Annotated in this window: 13 protein-coding genes and 1 pseudogene; 6 read left to right on the top strand and 8 right to left on the bottom strand. The window is 66.0% G+C overall.

Going from position 1 to position 14820, the window contains the following annotated elements:
* Nucleotides 1–57 precede the first annotated feature (57 nt).
* Both AC1RSI_RS02945 and AC1RSI_RS02940 read left to right on the top strand, forming a co-directional pair.
* Nucleotides 58–756, top strand: a complete 699-nt coding sequence (locus AC1RSI_RS02945; protein ID WP_248120145.1) for a PepSY domain-containing protein — start codon at nt 58–60, stop codon at nt 754–756.
* 10 nt (nt 757–766) lie between these two features.
* The gene (locus AC1RSI_RS02940; RefSeq protein WP_248120147.1) at nt 767–1501 is read left to right on the top strand and encodes a PepSY domain-containing protein; all 735 of its coding nucleotides are present in this window, start codon (nt 767–769) and stop codon (nt 1499–1501) included.
* Nucleotides 1502–1519: 18 nt separating this feature from the next.
* Here the strand turns inward: AC1RSI_RS02940 and AC1RSI_RS02935 are convergent, their stop codons facing one another.
* Genes AC1RSI_RS02935 through hutI form a run of 5 tightly spaced genes read right to left on the bottom strand, consistent with a single transcriptional unit; the run spans nt 1520 to nt 7308 of the window.
* Nucleotides 1520–2092 carry a HutD/Ves family protein gene (locus AC1RSI_RS02935; RefSeq protein ID WP_248120148.1) on the bottom strand — a complete coding sequence of 191 codons (573 nt, stop codon included), beginning with the start codon at nt 2090–2092 and terminating at the stop codon, nt 1520–1522.
* Nucleotides 2089–3756 carry a urocanate hydratase gene (hutU, locus tag AC1RSI_RS02930; protein WP_248120150.1) on the bottom strand — a complete coding sequence of 556 codons (1668 nt, stop codon included), beginning with the start codon at nt 3754–3756 and terminating at the stop codon, nt 2089–2091. The genes AC1RSI_RS02935 and hutU overlap by 4 nt, the downstream gene beginning before the upstream one ends.
* A complete protein-coding gene (hutG, locus tag AC1RSI_RS02925; RefSeq protein WP_248120152.1) occupies nt 3753–4574 on the bottom strand; it encodes an N-formylglutamate deformylase in 822 nt (273 codons plus the stop codon). The genes hutU and hutG overlap by 4 nt, the downstream gene beginning before the upstream one ends.
* Nucleotides 4574–6118, bottom strand: coding sequence for a histidine ammonia-lyase (gene hutH, locus AC1RSI_RS02920; protein WP_248120225.1), 1545 nt, complete (start codon nt 6116–6118; stop codon nt 4574–4576). Before hutH ends, hutG begins: the two co-directional genes overlap by 1 nt.
* On the bottom strand, nt 6103–7308 hold the full coding sequence (gene hutI / locus AC1RSI_RS02915) for an imidazolonepropionase (RefSeq protein ID WP_248120154.1): 1206 nt from the start codon (nt 7306–7308) through the stop codon (nt 6103–6105). The genes hutH and hutI overlap by 16 nt, the downstream gene beginning before the upstream one ends.
* Nucleotides 7309–7394: 86 nt before the next feature.
* Here hutI and AC1RSI_RS02910 point away from each other — a divergent pair, with 86 nt between their 5' ends.
* Both AC1RSI_RS02910 and hutC read left to right on the top strand, forming a co-directional pair.
* The gene (locus AC1RSI_RS02910; protein ID WP_248120156.1) at nt 7395–8798 is read left to right on the top strand and encodes a formimidoylglutamate deiminase; all 1404 of its coding nucleotides are present in this window, start codon (nt 7395–7397) and stop codon (nt 8796–8798) included.
* Nucleotides 8795–9523: a histidine utilization transcriptional repressor HutC gene (gene hutC, locus AC1RSI_RS02905; RefSeq protein ID WP_248120159.1), complete on the top strand. Its 729-nt coding sequence runs from the start codon at nt 8795–8797 to the stop codon at nt 9521–9523. Before AC1RSI_RS02910 ends, hutC begins: the two co-directional genes overlap by 4 nt.
* 181 nt (nt 9524–9704) lie before the next feature.
* Here the strand turns inward: hutC and AC1RSI_RS02900 are convergent.
* The 3 genes and pseudogenes from AC1RSI_RS02900 to AC1RSI_RS02890 all read right to left on the bottom strand — a co-directional run.
* Nucleotides 9705–9755 (bottom strand): annotated as a pseudogene (locus tag AC1RSI_RS02900) (hypothetical protein); the annotation flags it as partial.
* 395 nt (nt 9756–10150) lie between these two features.
* On the bottom strand, nt 10151–11254 hold the full coding sequence (locus tag AC1RSI_RS02895) for an acyltransferase family protein (protein ID WP_248120160.1): 1104 nt from the start codon (nt 11252–11254) through the stop codon (nt 10151–10153).
* A gap of 138 nt (nt 11255–11392) precedes the next feature.
* Nucleotides 11393–11668 carry a metal-sensitive transcriptional regulator gene (locus tag AC1RSI_RS02890; RefSeq protein ID WP_248120162.1) on the bottom strand — a complete coding sequence of 92 codons (276 nt, stop codon included), beginning with the start codon at nt 11666–11668 and terminating at the stop codon, nt 11393–11395.
* Nucleotides 11669–11767: 99 nt separating this feature from the next.
* Here AC1RSI_RS02890 and AC1RSI_RS02885 point away from each other — a divergent pair, with 99 nt between their 5' ends.
* Both AC1RSI_RS02885 and AC1RSI_RS02880 read left to right on the top strand, forming a co-directional pair.
* Nucleotides 11768–14119 (top strand): heavy metal translocating P-type ATPase, encoded by a 2352-nt coding sequence (locus tag AC1RSI_RS02885; RefSeq protein ID WP_282438953.1) that lies wholly within the window; start codon nt 11768–11770, stop codon nt 14117–14119.
* Between the two features lie 212 nt (nt 14120–14331).
* Nucleotides 14332–14820 (top strand): DUF305 domain-containing protein, encoded by a 489-nt coding sequence (locus AC1RSI_RS02880; RefSeq protein ID WP_447941385.1) that lies wholly within the window; start codon nt 14332–14334, stop codon nt 14818–14820.

Here is a 14820-nt window from a genome sequence, read left to right as displayed (position 1 = left end):
TGGCTTCCAGCCGCCCGGCGGGTGCGTTTTGCGACCTAGCTTATCGAGAGACCGCCCATGCGATTGCCGGCCCTTGCCAGAACATCCCACAAGTGGCTCGGCCTTTTGCTCGCCATCCAGGCCGTGTTCTGGACGGCGGGCGGCCTCTACATGACGGCCGTCCATATCGACATTATCCACGGCGACCGTCTCGTGCGGCCTATCCCGGCCACGCCGTTGAACCTCGCTTCGCTGGTCGAGCCAAGCGCGCTCGCGGCGGGCGCCGAAACCGTCAGGCTCGAAACCCAGTTGGGGCGCCCGGTCTATATCATTGGCGGGTCCGGCGGGTCTCGACTGGTCGATGCGCAGACCGGCACGCAGCTATCGCCGCTGGGCGAGGCCGCCGTTCGGGCGCGCGCCAACGCGCATTTCGCCGAGCAAGGCGAAATCGTAGACGCCGAGCTCCTCAGCGAAGCGCCCGGGGAGTTGCGCGGCCGGCCCGCGCCCTTGTGGCGCGTGCAGTACGAAGGAGCGTGGAAGCCGACCCTCTACATCTCGCCCCAGACCGGGGAACTGATGGCCAAGCGCCACGACCTCTGGCGGACGTTCGACTTCGTCTGGATGCTGCACATCATGGACTACGAGACCCGGGACAATGTGAACAACATCCTGTTGCGCATCGCGACCTGGATGGCCTTCATCACCTCTCTCACCGGGGCCTGGCTTCTCTTCTACAGTTTCCGTCGTCGGCGCCGCGCGCGTCCGGCCAAAGCGTGAGGCCGCACCGATGTTCCTGATCCGCACACTCCACAAATGGGTCGGCCTCATCCTGGGCCTCCAGTTCATCCTCTGGAGCTTCAGCGGGGCCATGATGGCGCTGCTTGACACCGACAAGGTCTCGGGCGCGACCTCGGTGCGTGAACCCGCCGCCGTCGTCATTCCTGGCGCCGTTCTGCCGCTGGGCCAGGTGGCCGAGAGGATCGGCCAGCCGATCACCAGTCTTCGCTTGAAACCGCTGGGCTCAGCCTATGTCTACCAGGCGGCGACGCCCACCGGCGTCCGGTTGATCGACGCCGTAACAGGCGCGCCCCTCGCCATCGACGCCGGCCGGGCGTCCGCGCTGGCGACAGCCGCCTTCAGCGGCGCCCAGGCTGTCGCCTCCGTGCGAAGGGTCACCGAAGGCGACGTCGAAACGCGCAAACTGCCGCTGCCCTTGTGGCGGGTGGAGTTCGCCGATCCTGAGAAGACAACCCTTCTGCTTTCCGAGGCGACCGGAGAGGTATTGGAGCGACGCACCGACACCTGGAGGCTCTGGGACGTGTTCTGGATGATCCACATCATGGATTACACCAAGCGCGAAAGCTTCAACCACCCTCTGATCATCACCGTCGCCACGGGAATCCTCTGGCTGGCGATCAGCGGGCTGATCCTGCTGTTCCGCGCCTTCCGTCCCTCCGATTTCAGCTATGTCACGGAGCCTGTCGCCCGGGCGCGCACCGCCATCGCCTCCCGTCGTCGGTAAGCGAGGATTCGCCAAGTATCACAGGGCCGATATCGACACGCCGAGAGCGCGGCCGCCGACCTGAAGCGTTGGAGCCGCAGGGGCGAAGCCGCAGATCAGTCCGTCGAGGGCCCCCAAGGTGGTCCTTTGGTCTGACCTGGTCTCCTCGATGACACTGAGGGGTTCGAGCGCAATCAGGAGTGCGACGTCACCAATGGGGCGCCATCGGGCGTTTGACAGCCGCTCGACCTGCGAGCGAAAACGGCCTCGACGAACCATCACATTGAGGTCCACCACCGGCCCCCCGACAGGCAGGCCGTGACAGGCCCGATCGCCCGGAAAGATTGACGGCTCGGAGCGTGCGTTTATCGACACGGCGTGCCCTCCGCCGAAGGTAAGGCGCAGTCCGCCCTCGATCACCGTCAGGCAGCGTTCGACGCCGGGGAAGAGGGAGAAGGCGCCCGGCTCCCTGACCTCCGCCATGCTGACGCGCCAGTCGAAATCGTCGAGGCCGGCGCCCGGGGGCCACACCGCGACCTCGCGGGTGACGCCGCCCCCGTTCTTCCAAGGTGTGGCGGTCCGTTCCGATGCGGGAAGGACCGTGGTGATCATCCGAGAACGCCGGGCAGGTCGAGCCCTTTCTCGCGGGCGGTGTTCAGGGCGATGTCGTAGCCGGCGTCGGCATGGCGCATGACTCCGGTCGCCGGGTCGTTCCACAGCACGCGCGCGATCCGCCTGGCCGCCGCCTCGGTCCCGTCGGCGACGATCACCATTCCGGCGTGCTGGGAAAAGCCCATCCCGACCCCGCCGCCATGGTGCAGCGACACCCAGGTCGCGCCTGATGCCGTGCTGAGCAAGGCGTTCAATAGCGGCCAGTCCGACACCGCGTCCGAGCCGTCGCGCATGGCCTCGGTCTCGCGGTTGGGCGAAGCGACTGAGCCGGAATCAAGATGGTCGCGACCGATGACGATCGGGCCCTTCAGCTCGCCCGAGGCCACCATTTCGTTGAAGGCGAGACCGAGCCGGTCACGGTCGCCCAGTCCGACCCAGCAGATGCGGGCGGGAAGTCCCTGGAACTTGATCTTCTCGGCCGCCATGTCGAGCCAGTTGTGCAGGTGAGGATTGTCGGGGATCAGTTCCTTCACCTTGGCGTCGGTCCTGGCGATGTCCTCGGGATCGCCGGACAGGGCCACCCAGCGAAACGGGCCGATGCCCCGGCAGAACAGCGGGCGGATATAAGCGGGGACGAAGCCGGGGAAGTCGAAGGCGTTCGCGACGCCGGCCTCCTTGGCCATCTGGCGGATGTTGTTGCCGTAGTCGACGGTGGGCACCCCAGCCGCCTGAAAATCGAGCATCGATTGGACGTGTTCAGCCATGGAGGCGCGCGCCGCCTGTTCGACCTGATCGGGCGCCTGGGCGCGCATGGCGTTCCAGCGATCCACGGTCCAGCCCTTGGGCAGATAGCCGTTGATCGGGTCATGCGCGGACGTCTGGTCGGTCAGCAGGTCAGGCCGGACGCCGCGCCGGAACAGTTCGGGCAGAAGCTCGGCCGCGTTGCCAAGCAATCCAACCGAGATCGGAGTCTTCGCTTCGCAGGCTGCCTTGATCAGCGCCAGCGCCTCGTCGAGGTCCTCGGTCGATTGATCGAGATAGCCGGTCCGCAGACGCATGGCGATCCGGCTCGGGTCACACTCGATGGCGAGGCACGACGCCCCCGCCATCACCGCCGCCAGGGGCTGGGCTCCGCCCATGCCGCCAAGACCCGCCGTCAGCAGCCAGCGGCCCGACAGGTCGCCGTCGTAGTGCTGGCGACCCATCTCGACGAAGGTCTCATAGGTGCCCTGAACGATGCCCTGCGCCCCGATGTAGATCCACGACCCGGCCGTCATCTGGCCGTACATGGCCAGGCCCTTGCGATCGAGTTCGTTGAAATGCTCCCAGGTCGCCCAGTGGGGCACGAGGTTGGAGTTGGCCAGCAGGACGCGCGGGGCGTCGGCGTGGGTGCGGAACACCCCGACCGGCTTGCCCGACTGGATCAGCAGGGTCTCGTCGTCCTCGAGCCTGCGCAGGGTCTCGACGATGGTGTCGAAACTCTTCCAGTCGCGGGCGGCGCGACCGATACCGCCATAGACGACCAGTTCCTCGGGCCGTTCGGCGACATCCGGATCGAGGTTGTTCATCAGCATCCGCAGCGCCGCCTCGGTCAGCCAGCTCTTGCAGGTGCGCTCGGGGCCGCGGGGGCTGCGGATGACGCGGGTGGGGTCGTTGCGGTTCATGACGGGCTCGGAGTTTCAGCAAAGGTCAGGCAGGCCGTCAGGACGGCCTGCAAGGTGGCGCGTAGGGGCTCAGCCTGTTGAGGGTCATAGGCTGAGGGCCATGTCGTGGGGTCCGGCGCTTTGGCCGGGTCGTCCATATAGCCGCGACAGGCCAGCTCCATCTGGACGGCGTGAATCCCGATCTCGGGCCTGCCATAGTGTCGCGTAATCCAGCCGCCCCGGAATCGGCCGTTGGTGACGCGGGTGAACGCCCCGGCGTCGCAGGCGGCTTCGACCGCGCGGGTCAGGGCCGGATCGCACGAGAGGTCATCGTTGGTGCCGATGTTTAGATTGGGCAGTTCGCCGTTGAACAGGTTGGGAACCATCGATCGGATAGCGTGGGCGTCGTAGACGACGATGCGATCATGCTGGCGGCAGATGCGGGCGATCTCATCGCGCAGAGCGACATGGTAGGGCTCGAAATAGGATTGGCGGCGCCGCTCGATCTCATGCGCATCCGGACCTGCGATCTTGTACAGCGGCTCCCCGTCGAATGTCTCCCGTGGGCACAGGCCCGTGGTAAACTGACCGGGATACAGAGAGGCGCCCGAAGGGTCGCGGTTCACGTCGATGACGCTCCGACTCAGCCGGGTTCGCACCGTGGTCGCGCCGAGATCGGTCGCGAAGGCGTAAAGCTTATCGACCCACCAGTCAGCGTCCTTCGTCGCCAGCCAGGGCGAGACAAATTCGCCCACGAGTTCGTCCGGAATATCCGAGCCGGTGTGCGGGAGGCTGATGATCAGGGGTGCGGTTCCACGATGGATTTCAAGCCAGTCCATCAGCAGATCCCGGGAAGCGCGACGCCGGCCGCCTCGACCGCCGCGCCGGACCGTACCAAGGAGAGGGCGGCCTCGATGTCGGGATGGAAATGGCGGTCTTCGTCGAGATGCGGGACGCCCTCGCGGATCAGGCTGCGGACAGCTTCCAACGCGGTGCTCGACCCCAGTGGGCGATGGAAGTCGCAGCCTTGGGCCGCAGCCAGAAGTTCAATGCCGACGACGGCGTTGGCCGATTCGACCATCGCCAGAAGCCGCCTCGCGCCGTGGGCGGCCATTGAGACATGGTCCTCCTGATTGGCGGAGGTCGGGATGGAATCGACGCTGGCCGGATAGGCCTTCTGCTTGTTCTCCGAGACGAGCGCAGCGGCGGTCACCTGGGGGATCATGAAACCCGAGTTCAGCCCCGGCCGCGCGGTCAGGAATGCGGGCAGGCCGGACAATGCCGGGTCCACCAGCATCGCGATCCGCCGCTCCGACAGGGAGCCGATCTCGCAGATGGTGAGCGCGATCATGTCGGCGGCGAACGCGACGGGTTCGGCGTGGAAATTGCCGCCGGACAGGGCTTCGTCCGTGTCCCAGAAGATCAGCGGATTGTCGCTGACGCAGTTGGCCTCGATCGACAGGGTGGTGGCGGCTTGTCGCAGCACGTCGAGCACCGCGCCCATCACCTGGGGCTGGCAACGCAGGCAATAGGGATCCTGGACTCGTTCGTCGTCGACGGCGTGGGACGCCCGGATGTCCGAGCCGCCCATGAGGGATCGCAGCGCCGCCGCCGTCTCGATCTGACCGGCGTGACGGCGCAGGACGTGGATGCGCGGATCGAACGGGGTGTCCGATCCCTTGGCCGCTTCCGTGGACAGGGCGCCGGAGACGAGCGCGCTCTGGAACAAGGTCTCGGCACCGAACACGGCGGCGAGCGCATTCGCGGTCGAGAACTGGGTGCCGTTAAGCAAGGCCAGGCCCTCTTTCGGCCCCAACGTCAGGGGCTCCAGCCCCGCCTCGGCGAGCGCCTCGGCGGCAGGACGACGGACGCCCCCAGCCTCGATCTGGCCCACCCCGATCATGGCGGCGGCCATATGGGCCAGAGGCGCCAGGTCGCCGGATGCGCCAACCGATCCCTGGCACGGAATGATCGGCGTCAGGTTGCGGACGATCAGCGCCTCCAGCAAAGCGACCGTCTCTGGCTGCACGCCGGACGCGCCTTGGGCGAGGCTGGCCAGTTTCAGGGCCATCATCAGGCGGATCACCGGCGTTGGCGACGGGTCTCCTATGCCGGCCGCATGGGACAGGACGATGTTGCGCTGAAGCGTGGCCAGGTCGCCCGCCTCGATGCGGACGCAGGCCAGTTTTCCGAAACCGGTGTTGATCCCGTAGACTGGCTCGCCGCGCGCCAGGATGCGCTCGACCGCTGCGGCGCTGGCCCGGATCGGCTCGGCGGCGCTCGCGTGCAGGACGGCCCCCGCGCCCAGATAGACAGCGCGCCACTCGGACAGGCTGACCTCGCCCGGCTTCAGAGTAATCGTTTCGGTCATTGACCTCTCCAGACACGGACATGGAGCGGATTGAACCCCATGCGGTAGACAAGGTCGGCGGGCCGCTCGATGTCCCAGACGGCGAGGTCGCAGCGTTTGCCGACCTCAAGCGTGCCGATCTCGTCGAGTTGGCCCAAGGCGCGGGCGGCCTCGCGGGTGACGCCGGCCAGACATTCGTCGACCGTCATCCGAAACAGGATCGCGGCCATGTTCATCGTCAGCAACAGGGAGGTCAGCGGCGAGGTGCCGGGATTACAATCGGTGGCCAGAGCCATCGGAACGCCTGCCGTCCTCAAGGCCTCGATCGGCGGCAGGCGGGTCTCGCGCATGAAATAATAGGCGCCGGGCAGCAGGGTGGCGACGACGGCCGCCTGGGCCATAGCGGCGATCCCGGCGTCATCCAGATATTCGAGATGGTCGGCCGACAGGGCGCCGAATTCGGCGGCGAGCGCCGCGCCGTGCTGGTTCGACAACTGCTCGGCATGGAGTTTGACGGGCAGGCCGTGCGCCTTGGCCGTTTCGAACACCCGGCGCGTCTGGGCGGGGGTGAAGCCGATACCTTCGCAGAACGCATCAACCGCATCGATCAGGCCTTCGGCGGCGAGCGCAGGGATCATCTCGCGGCAGATGAGGTCGATATAGGCGTCGGCCTGGCCCGCGAACTCGGGGGGCAGGGCGTGAGCGCCGAGGAAGGTCGTGCGGATCGACACGGGGCGAAGTTCGCCCAGCCGCCGCGCCGCTTGAAGCGACAGCCGCTCGTGTTGAAGCGACAGGCCATAGCCGGACTTGATCTCGACGGTGGTCGCGCCCTCGGCGATCAGGGCGTCGAGCCTGGGCAAGGCCGTGGCGATCAGACCGGCCTCGTCGAGCGCGCGTGTCGCCGCGACCGTCGAGGCGATGCCGCCGCCCGCGCGCGCGATCTCCTCATAGGTGGCGCCGGCCAGCCTGACTTCGAACTCGTGGGCGCGGTCGCCGCCGTAAACCAGATGGGTGTGCGGATCGATCAGGCCGGGGGTGATCCACCGGCCCCCGCAGTCGATGATCTCGGCGGGATCAAACGAAGGTGCTTCGGAGGCAGCGCCGACGTGGACGATGAACCCGTCACGGGCGGCGATGACCCCATTCTCGACGATCCCGAGACCAGAAGCGTCGGGCGCGACCGTCGCCAGCCGTGCATTGGTCCAGACGCGATCACATTCCATGGTCCGCCATCCAACATCTCACAGGAATCGCTAGCCGACCGCCCCGGTATTGTATAGACATATTGCAGACCGATGAGGATTGTCCAGTGACAGTCGACGCCCAGAACGCCGCATCGCCAGAGACCTGGCTTTGGTTCGAGCACGCCCTACTCGACACGGGATGGGCGCAGTCCGTCCGTATCGGACTTCGCAATGGCTTGATCGATGTGATTCTGACCGGGGTCGTGGCCGAACCCGGCGACCACATCCATGTGACCGGCGTTCCCGGACTGTCCAATCTACATAGCCATGCGTTCCAGCGCGGTATGGCGGGGCTGGCCGAAGCGCGGGGACCATCGCGCGACAGCTTCTGGACCTGGCGTGAGACCATGTACCGCTTCGTCGATCGGCTGCGTCCCGACGAGCTGGCCGCTATCGCCGCCATGGCCTTCGCCGAAATGCTTGAAGGGGGCTTCACGCGCGTCGCCGAGTTCCACTATCTGCATCACGACCTCGACGGTCGGCCGTATGACAATGTCGGGGAGATGGCTGAGGCGATCGCGGCGGCGGCGGCGGAGACCGGCATCGCCCTGACGTTGCTGCCGGTCTTCTACGCCCATTCGGGGTTCGGTGGCGCGGCGCCTGCAGAGCCGCAGCGGCGGTTCGTCAATGATCTGAATGGCTTCCACCGTCTGATGCAAGCCAGTGAAAGGGCGATCTCGATCCTGCCTGACAGTGTCATCGGCGTCGCGCCCCACAGTCTAAGGGCGGTGACCCGCGAGGAACTCGGCGTTGTCTGCGGCATGACGCGCGGCCCCGTGCATATCCACATCGCCGAACAGGTCCGCGAGGTGGACGACTGCCTGGTCTGGTCGGGCGCCCGGCCGGTCGATCTGTTGTTCGACACGGTCGAGGTCGATCGCCGGTGGTGTCTGGTTCACGCCACCCACATGTCCGCCTCGGAGACCCGGCGACTGGCCAACAGCGGCGCGGTCGCCGGTCTTTGCCCGATCACGGAGGCCAATCTGGGCGATGGAATATTCCCGGCTGCGGCTTATTTGGCGGCGGGGGGCCTCTGGGGCGTAGGGTCGGATTCCAACGTCCTGATCGACGCGGCGCAGGAACTGCGGATGCTCGAATATTCCCAAAGATTGGGCGAACGATCGCGCAACGTAATGGCTGATGAAGCGGGCGGTTCGACGGGCGGCGCGATGTTCCGTGCGGCGCTCGCCGGCGGCGCGCAGGCGGCCGGGGATTCGATCAGTCACGGGCTGGCGGTCGACCAGGTCGCCGATCTCGTCGCCTTGGCCAACGAGTCAGGCGCGGACGAAAGGGTGTTCGGAGACGTCCGCCTCGATCAATGGATCTTCGCCTCGCGTGACCGCCGGGTGGACGCCGTCTGGCGGCGGGGTGGACAAGTCGTGAGGAATGGCCGTCATGTGGCGCAAGCCGAAACAACCCGGCGGTATGCTCGCGTGCTGTCGAGGATTCTGGACCTTGGGAACGCATGACCGGCGGCGCTGACACCACCCTGCACAAACGCATCCGCTCCGAGATCGCGGAACGGATTCTGTCAGGGGATTGGGCGCCGGGTCACCGCATTCCATTCGAACACGAACTGATGGCCCAATATGGCTGTTCCAGGATGACGGTGAACAAGGCGCTGACGCCTCTGGCCGACAACGGCCTGATCGTTCGTCGACGACGGGCGGGGTCGTTCGTCGCCCGTCCGCGCATCCATTCGGCGGTGCTGGATATCCCCGACATCCAGGCGGAGATCACGGGGCGAGGCGAGCCCTACGGATACGAACTTCTGTCTCGCAAGATCCGCACGGCGAGCCGGCGAGACAACAAGAGCCTGGAGCTTGCCGTCTCAGGCCGAATCCTCACCTTGCAGTGTCTTCACCGGGCGAGCGGGCGTCCCTTCGCGATCGAGGAACGGTTGATCAGTCTGAGCGCCGTACCGGCCGCAGAAGCGGTCGATTTCACCCGGACCCCGCCGGGAACGTGGCTTCTGGGGTTCGTTCCCTGGACCGAAGCCGAGCACAAGATCAGCGCGATCAATACGTCCAAGGCATCGGCCAAACTGCTCCTGATCGAACCTTCGGTCGCCTGCCTGTCGCTCGAAAGGCGGACATGGCGGGGAGACGACCCCATTACCCACGTTCGACTGACCTTCCCCGGGGAAGCCTACGATCTCGTCGCCCGTTTCGCCCCGAGAGGGGAAAAGGCGTAAGGGCCGGAGCCCGCGATCTATAAGCCGCTTCGCCTCAGGCGCCGTTGTGACGGCCGAAGGGGCGCGTCGAACCGTCGTGCAGGACGAGCAGGGTCGTATAGGGCTCGCGCCCGGCGGCTTCCATGCCCGGCGAACCGGCCGGCATCCCGGGTGCGCTGAGCGCGCGGGCGGCCGGGCGTTCGCGCAGCAGACGATCGACATCGCCGACGGGACGTGACCTTCGATCGCGTATGAGCCCACCACGGCGGTATGGCAGGACGCCATGGTGTCCGGGATACCGTGACGACGTCTGATGGGCGCCAGATCTTCAAGCTCGACGACCTCGACCGTCCACCCCGCCTGCCGCATGTGAGTGACCCATCCGCCGCAGCAGCCACACCATGGGGTCTTGTAGGCTGTCAGGCGCTTGGCCGGTGCGGCTTGGGCGGCCCCGCCGTTAAGGACGACCACGGAAAGACCCAGCATCAGGGATCGTCGGGAGGTTCGGATTCTCATCGGCGTGTTCTCCAGTTCGTCACGGGGCGACGAGACGATGGATGAGACTCAACGGCTTGGCGACCCAAAGCCCAGCGGTGCGACGCTGCGTCCCGTCCGGGGTTTCCTTGGTGATCGGGCTATCCGTTCGCCTTATGACCAGCGTGCGCTGCGCTCGCGAATCCACAGCCGGCCCGGCTTTTCGACCAGAAGGTGGAGAGCGATGGCGAGCGCGCACGTCGCCACGAACAGGCCGACCAGTTCCAGGGGTGTGATCCTGAACGCGCTGTCGATGCCGCGCATTTCGGCGATCACGCCTTTCCAGGCCACGATGACCGGCATGTGAACCAGGTACAGGGCGAAGGACACTTCGCCCGCGAACACCAGGGGCGGTGACGCCAGGACGCCCTCGCAATGGCTCTTGCCCAGCATGGACCAACTGAAGACGACCGGCGCGGCCAGGGCGACGATGATCCGGTCGTCCAGCGACATCTGCATGGCGGTCAGGAGCAGGATCGTCGACCCGAGAGCCAGGCAGACGACCGTGGCGCGGGACCAGGTCAGGCCGCGCCCCAGTCCGTGAAGCGCCATGCCGAGCAGGAAGGCGGGAACGATCCGCAGGATGCCCATGTCGTCCTCCGCGCGCGGCAGGACCTTTCCGAAAAACGTCCGGTAAACGGCGTCGATAAGGACGTAGGCGATCAGGCTGACGATCACCAATGCCCATGGTCTGCGCCCGAACTTCACGGCCAGGAAGGCGAATGCCGGGAAAAGCAGATAGGCGAACCACTCGGCGGAGAGCGACCAGGCCGGGCCGCTCCAGTTTTGGCCCACCGCGCTGGGAAACCATGCCTGAACCAGAAACAGGGTCTCGAAGAAGCCCCTGACGGTGAAGGTCGACGGGTCATAGCGGACGCCGAACGCCAACGCGCCCAGCACCATGACCAGCACACCCAGCAAGACGGTCAAATGAAGCGGATAGAGCCGCGCCAGGCGCGCGAAGATGAAGCGCCTGTAGCTGAAGGTCCCTGCCGCGAAGGACGGACCGTAGACATGGGCCAGGATGAAGCCCGACAGCATGAAGAAGGCGTCGACGGCGAGACGGCTGCGTTCAATGATCGGACTGAAGCCCAGGGCGGGGTCCCACTGGAGTTGGTAATGGAACAGGACCACGCCCAGAGCCAGAAAAGCCCTCAGGCTGGTCAGCGCGCGAAGATCGGCGGGATAGCCCTCGCGGGTCGGCGATACGGATGTCATTTGCGAGCCCCGCCCCGTACAGGACTCTCTGCCTGTCCAATGGACTACGCGCGCGGAACGGACATCCCTCACGCCGATCGGGGAAGGCGCCGTTCTGACGTGGGAGCCCTTGGCGGATCGGCGCAAGGGCGAGCGATCCTATCGGGACGCCCGGCCGAGAAGCGCGATCAACTCTGTCGCCTTGGCCTTCCGATCCGCAGGATCGTCGCCGGTCATGGCTCCCATCACACAGTGGTCAAGGTGATCTTTCAGCACCTCGCTCTCGACACGCAACAGAGCGGCCCGCACAGCTTGGAGCTGGGTGAGCACATCGACGCAATAGCGCTCGTCCTCGACCATCCGCACGATGCCGCGCACCTGCCCTTCGATGCGGTTCAGGCGGTTCAACACCTTGGGCTTTGTCTCTGCCTGCATCCGGGCCTCCGATCCAATAGGCTGGATATAGCGTGACCCGGACCTTGTCGCATACCCCCATAGGGTATAACTAGCATTCAGCCCTTCAAGGAGCCTGTCATGTCCTCGCCTTCTCATCCGCACGATCACAGTCGCTGTTCGACGGCGAAAGCGCCCGATGACGCAGGAACCGTGATCGACCCGGTCTGCGGCATGTCCGTCGATCCGGCGACGACGGCGCATCATGCCCATCACGACGGGGCCGATTATTCCTTCTGTTCTGCGGGATGCCTCACCAAGTTCGTCGCTGAACCCGGTCGATATCTTGATGAGAAGCGGACGCCCCCGGCGGAAATCCCCGGCGCGATCTACACCTGCCCGATGCATCCGGAGATCCGGCAGCCGGGCCCCGGGTCCTGTCCCATCTGCGGCATGGCGCTGGAGCCCGAAACCGTCACCGCCGTCGCACCCCCAAACCATGAGCTGATCGATTTCACGCGCCGCTTCTGGATCGGTCTCGTGCTGACCGTGCCGGTATTCGCGCTGGAGATGGGCGGGCATCTGACCGGCCTGGCGATGCGTATTCCGGGCCAGACGTCGAACTGGATCCAGTTCGCCCTGGCCACGCCCGTCGTTCTGTGGGCGGGCTGGCCGTTCTTCCAGCGCGGCTGGACCTCGCTGCGCACGCGCCGTCTGAACATGTTCACCCTGATCGCCATGGGCGTCGGCGTGGCCTGGGTCTACAGCGTGGTCGCAGTCTTCCTCCCCGCTCTTTTCCCGCCCGCCTTCCTGCGCATGGATGGAAGCGCGCCGGTCTATTTCGAGGCGGCGGCGGTCATCACCGTCCTCGTCCTGGTCGGCCAGATTCTGGAGTTGCGCGCGCGAGAACAGACGTCCGGCGCCATCCGCGCCTTGCTGGATCTGACACCCAAGACGGCCAGGCGGGTGCGGGACGATGGAACCGACGAGGATATCACGCTCGATCTGGTCATCGTCGGCGACCGGTTGCGCGTCAGGCCGGGCGAACAGGTGCCCGTCGACGGGGAGGTGCTGGACGGGCGGGTGTCCATCGACGAGTCGATGGTGACCGGCGAGTCCATGCCGGTGACGAAGGAGATCGGATCGAACGTCGTCGGCGGCTCGCTCAACAAGACCGGGTCTTTCGTGATGCGGGCCGACAAGGTCGGCGCGGACACGCTCCTGTCGCGAATCGTCCAGATGGTGGCCCAGGCCCAGCGCAGCCGCGCGCCGATCCAGCGGCTGGCCGATACGGTGTCGGGCTGGTTTGTTCCCGCCGTGATCGCGATCGCCCTCCTCGCGGCCTTGATCTGGGGATTGATCGGTCCGGAGCCCCGGCTGTCCTATGCCCTCGTCGCGGCGGTTTCGGTTTTGATCATCGCCTGTCCCTGTGCACTGGGGTTGGCCACCCCGATTTCCATCATGGTGGGCGTCGGTCGCGGCGCCCACGCCGGCGTCCTGATCAAGAACGCCGAGGCGCTCGAGCGTTTCGAAAAGGTCGATACCCTGGTCCTGGACAAGACAGGCACCCTGACTGAGGGGCGTCCCTCCGTGACCGCTGTCCGGCTCGCGACCGGGTTCGACGAGGTCGAACTGCTGCGGTTGTCGGCCAGCCTTGAACGCGGCAGCGAACATCCCCTGGCCGACGCCATCGTCCGGGCCGCGACTGAACGCAAACTTGTCCTCTCCGAAGCCAGCGAGTTCGACAGCCCGGTCGGACGCGGGGTTTCAGGGGTCGTCGACGGGCGGCGCGTGGCCCTCGGCAACGCCCGTTACCTGGGCGAAATCGGTGTCGAGGTCTCGGCGCTGGAAGCTGAAGCCGAGACGCTGCGACGCGACGGCGCCACGGCGATCTTCGCAGCCGTTGACGGCAAGGCCGCAGGCGTCCTCGGCATCGCCGACCCGATCAAGGCGACCACGCCCGAGGCCATCCGGGCGCTTAAAGCGGCGGGCCTGCGCCTGGTCATGATGACGGGCGACAACCGCACGACCGCCGAGGCCGTGGCTCGCAAACTGGGCATCGACGAGGTCCAGGCCGAGGTCTTGCCGCAGGACAAGGCGGCGGTCGTCGAGCGACTGCGCGCTGAAGGGCGGATCGTCGCTATGGCCGGGGACGGCGTCAACGACGCTCCGGCCCTGGCCGCCGCCGACGTTGGCGTGGCCATGGGCGCGGGATCCGACGTGGCCATCGAAAGCGCCGGCGTCACGCTTTTGGGCGGTGACCTTCAGGGCATCGTCCGGGCGCGAAGACTGTCGAAAGCGGTGATGGGGAACATACGCCAGAACCTCCTCTTCGCGTTCGGGTACAATGCGCTCGGCATTCCGATCGCGGCGGGACTGCTCTATCCCGCCTTCGGTCTATTGCTGTCGCCGGCGCTGGCGGCCCTGGCCATGGCCTTGTCTTCGGTCAGCGTGATCGGCAATGCGCTCCGTCTACGGGCCATAAAGCTTTGATCCGAGCCGGCGCGTCCTCGAAAGAGGCGCGCAAGCGGCTTCATTACGCATTTTGGCGCAGTCCCCCTCGCTGTCCGAACGCGGTTCCGGGTTTATTTAATCGGGTCGGAACCGTCGCCGTAACGCAGGATTACGAGGTTCAGGCGGCGGCCCGGACGGATCACGCCGGAAACCCGGACCATGCCGATGGATCGTCGGCGGAGGATTTTGACATGCAGCCGATGCAGGACACTCACGACATGAAGGGCATGGCTCCCATGAAGGGGAGCTACCGTTCGTTTGCGATCGAACTGACCCTCGATTTCATCATCATGTATCTGGTGATGTACACGATGATCGCGTCGCTCGATCATTTCTACCTCAACCTCAACAACGTCTACATGACCCTGATGATGGTTTCGCCGATGGCGATCCTCATGTTGGTTTTCATGCGCTCGATGTATCCCTCGAAGCGCACGAATGTCCTGATCGGCGGGGTCGCGGCGCTCGTATTCGCGCTCAGCTTCATCGGCATGCGGACCCAGGCCGGGGTGGGGGACAGGGAGTTCCTGCGCTCGATGATCCCGCACCATTCCGGCGCCATCCTCATGTGTCGGCAGGCTTCGTTGAAGGATCCCGAGGTTCGGGGTCTGTGTAACGAGATCGTTCAGGGCCAAGAGCGTGAGATCGCCCAGATGAAGGCGCTGCTCGCGCGACCGTAA

The sequence above is a fragment of the Brevundimonas sp. GW821-FHT10E09 genome (assembly GCF_058809375.1).
This window is presented reverse-complemented; position numbering and strand designations above follow the sequence as displayed.

Excerpts from the sequence above, each read along its gene's own strand:
- AC1RSI_RS02945 (WP_248120145.1), top strand. The coding sequence starts at position 58 with ATGCGATTGCCGGCCCTTGCCAGAACATCCCACAAGTGGCTCGGCCTT.
- AC1RSI_RS02940 (WP_248120147.1), top strand. The coding sequence starts at position 767 with ATGTTCCTGATCCGCACACTCCACAAATGGGTCGGCCTCATCCTGGGC.
- AC1RSI_RS02935 (WP_248120148.1), bottom strand. The coding sequence starts at position 2,092 with ATGATCACCACGGTCCTTCCCGCATCGGAACGGACCGCCACACCTTGG.
- hutU (WP_248120150.1), bottom strand. The coding sequence starts at position 3,756 with ATGAACCGCAACGACCCCACCCGCGTCATCCGCAGCCCCCGCGGCCCC.
- hutG (WP_248120152.1), bottom strand. The coding sequence starts at position 4,574 with ATGGACTGGCTTGAAATCCATCGTGGAACCGCACCCCTGATCATCAGC.
- hutI (WP_248120154.1), bottom strand. The coding sequence starts at position 7,308 with ATGGAATGTGATCGCGTCTGGACCAATGCACGGCTGGCGACGGTCGCG.
- hutC (WP_248120159.1), top strand. The coding sequence starts at position 8,795 with ATGACCGGCGGCGCTGACACCACCCTGCACAAACGCATCCGCTCCGAG.
- AC1RSI_RS02895 (WP_248120160.1), bottom strand. The coding sequence starts at position 11,254 with ATGACATCCGTATCGCCGACCCGCGAGGGCTATCCCGCCGATCTTCGC.
- AC1RSI_RS02890 (WP_248120162.1), bottom strand. The coding sequence starts at position 11,668 with ATGCAGGCAGAGACAAAGCCCAAGGTGTTGAACCGCCTGAACCGCATC.
- AC1RSI_RS02885 (WP_282438953.1), top strand. The coding sequence starts at position 11,768 with ATGTCCTCGCCTTCTCATCCGCACGATCACAGTCGCTGTTCGACGGCG.
- AC1RSI_RS02880 (WP_447941385.1), top strand. The coding sequence starts at position 14,332 with ATGCAGCCGATGCAGGACACTCACGACATGAAGGGCATGGCTCCCATG.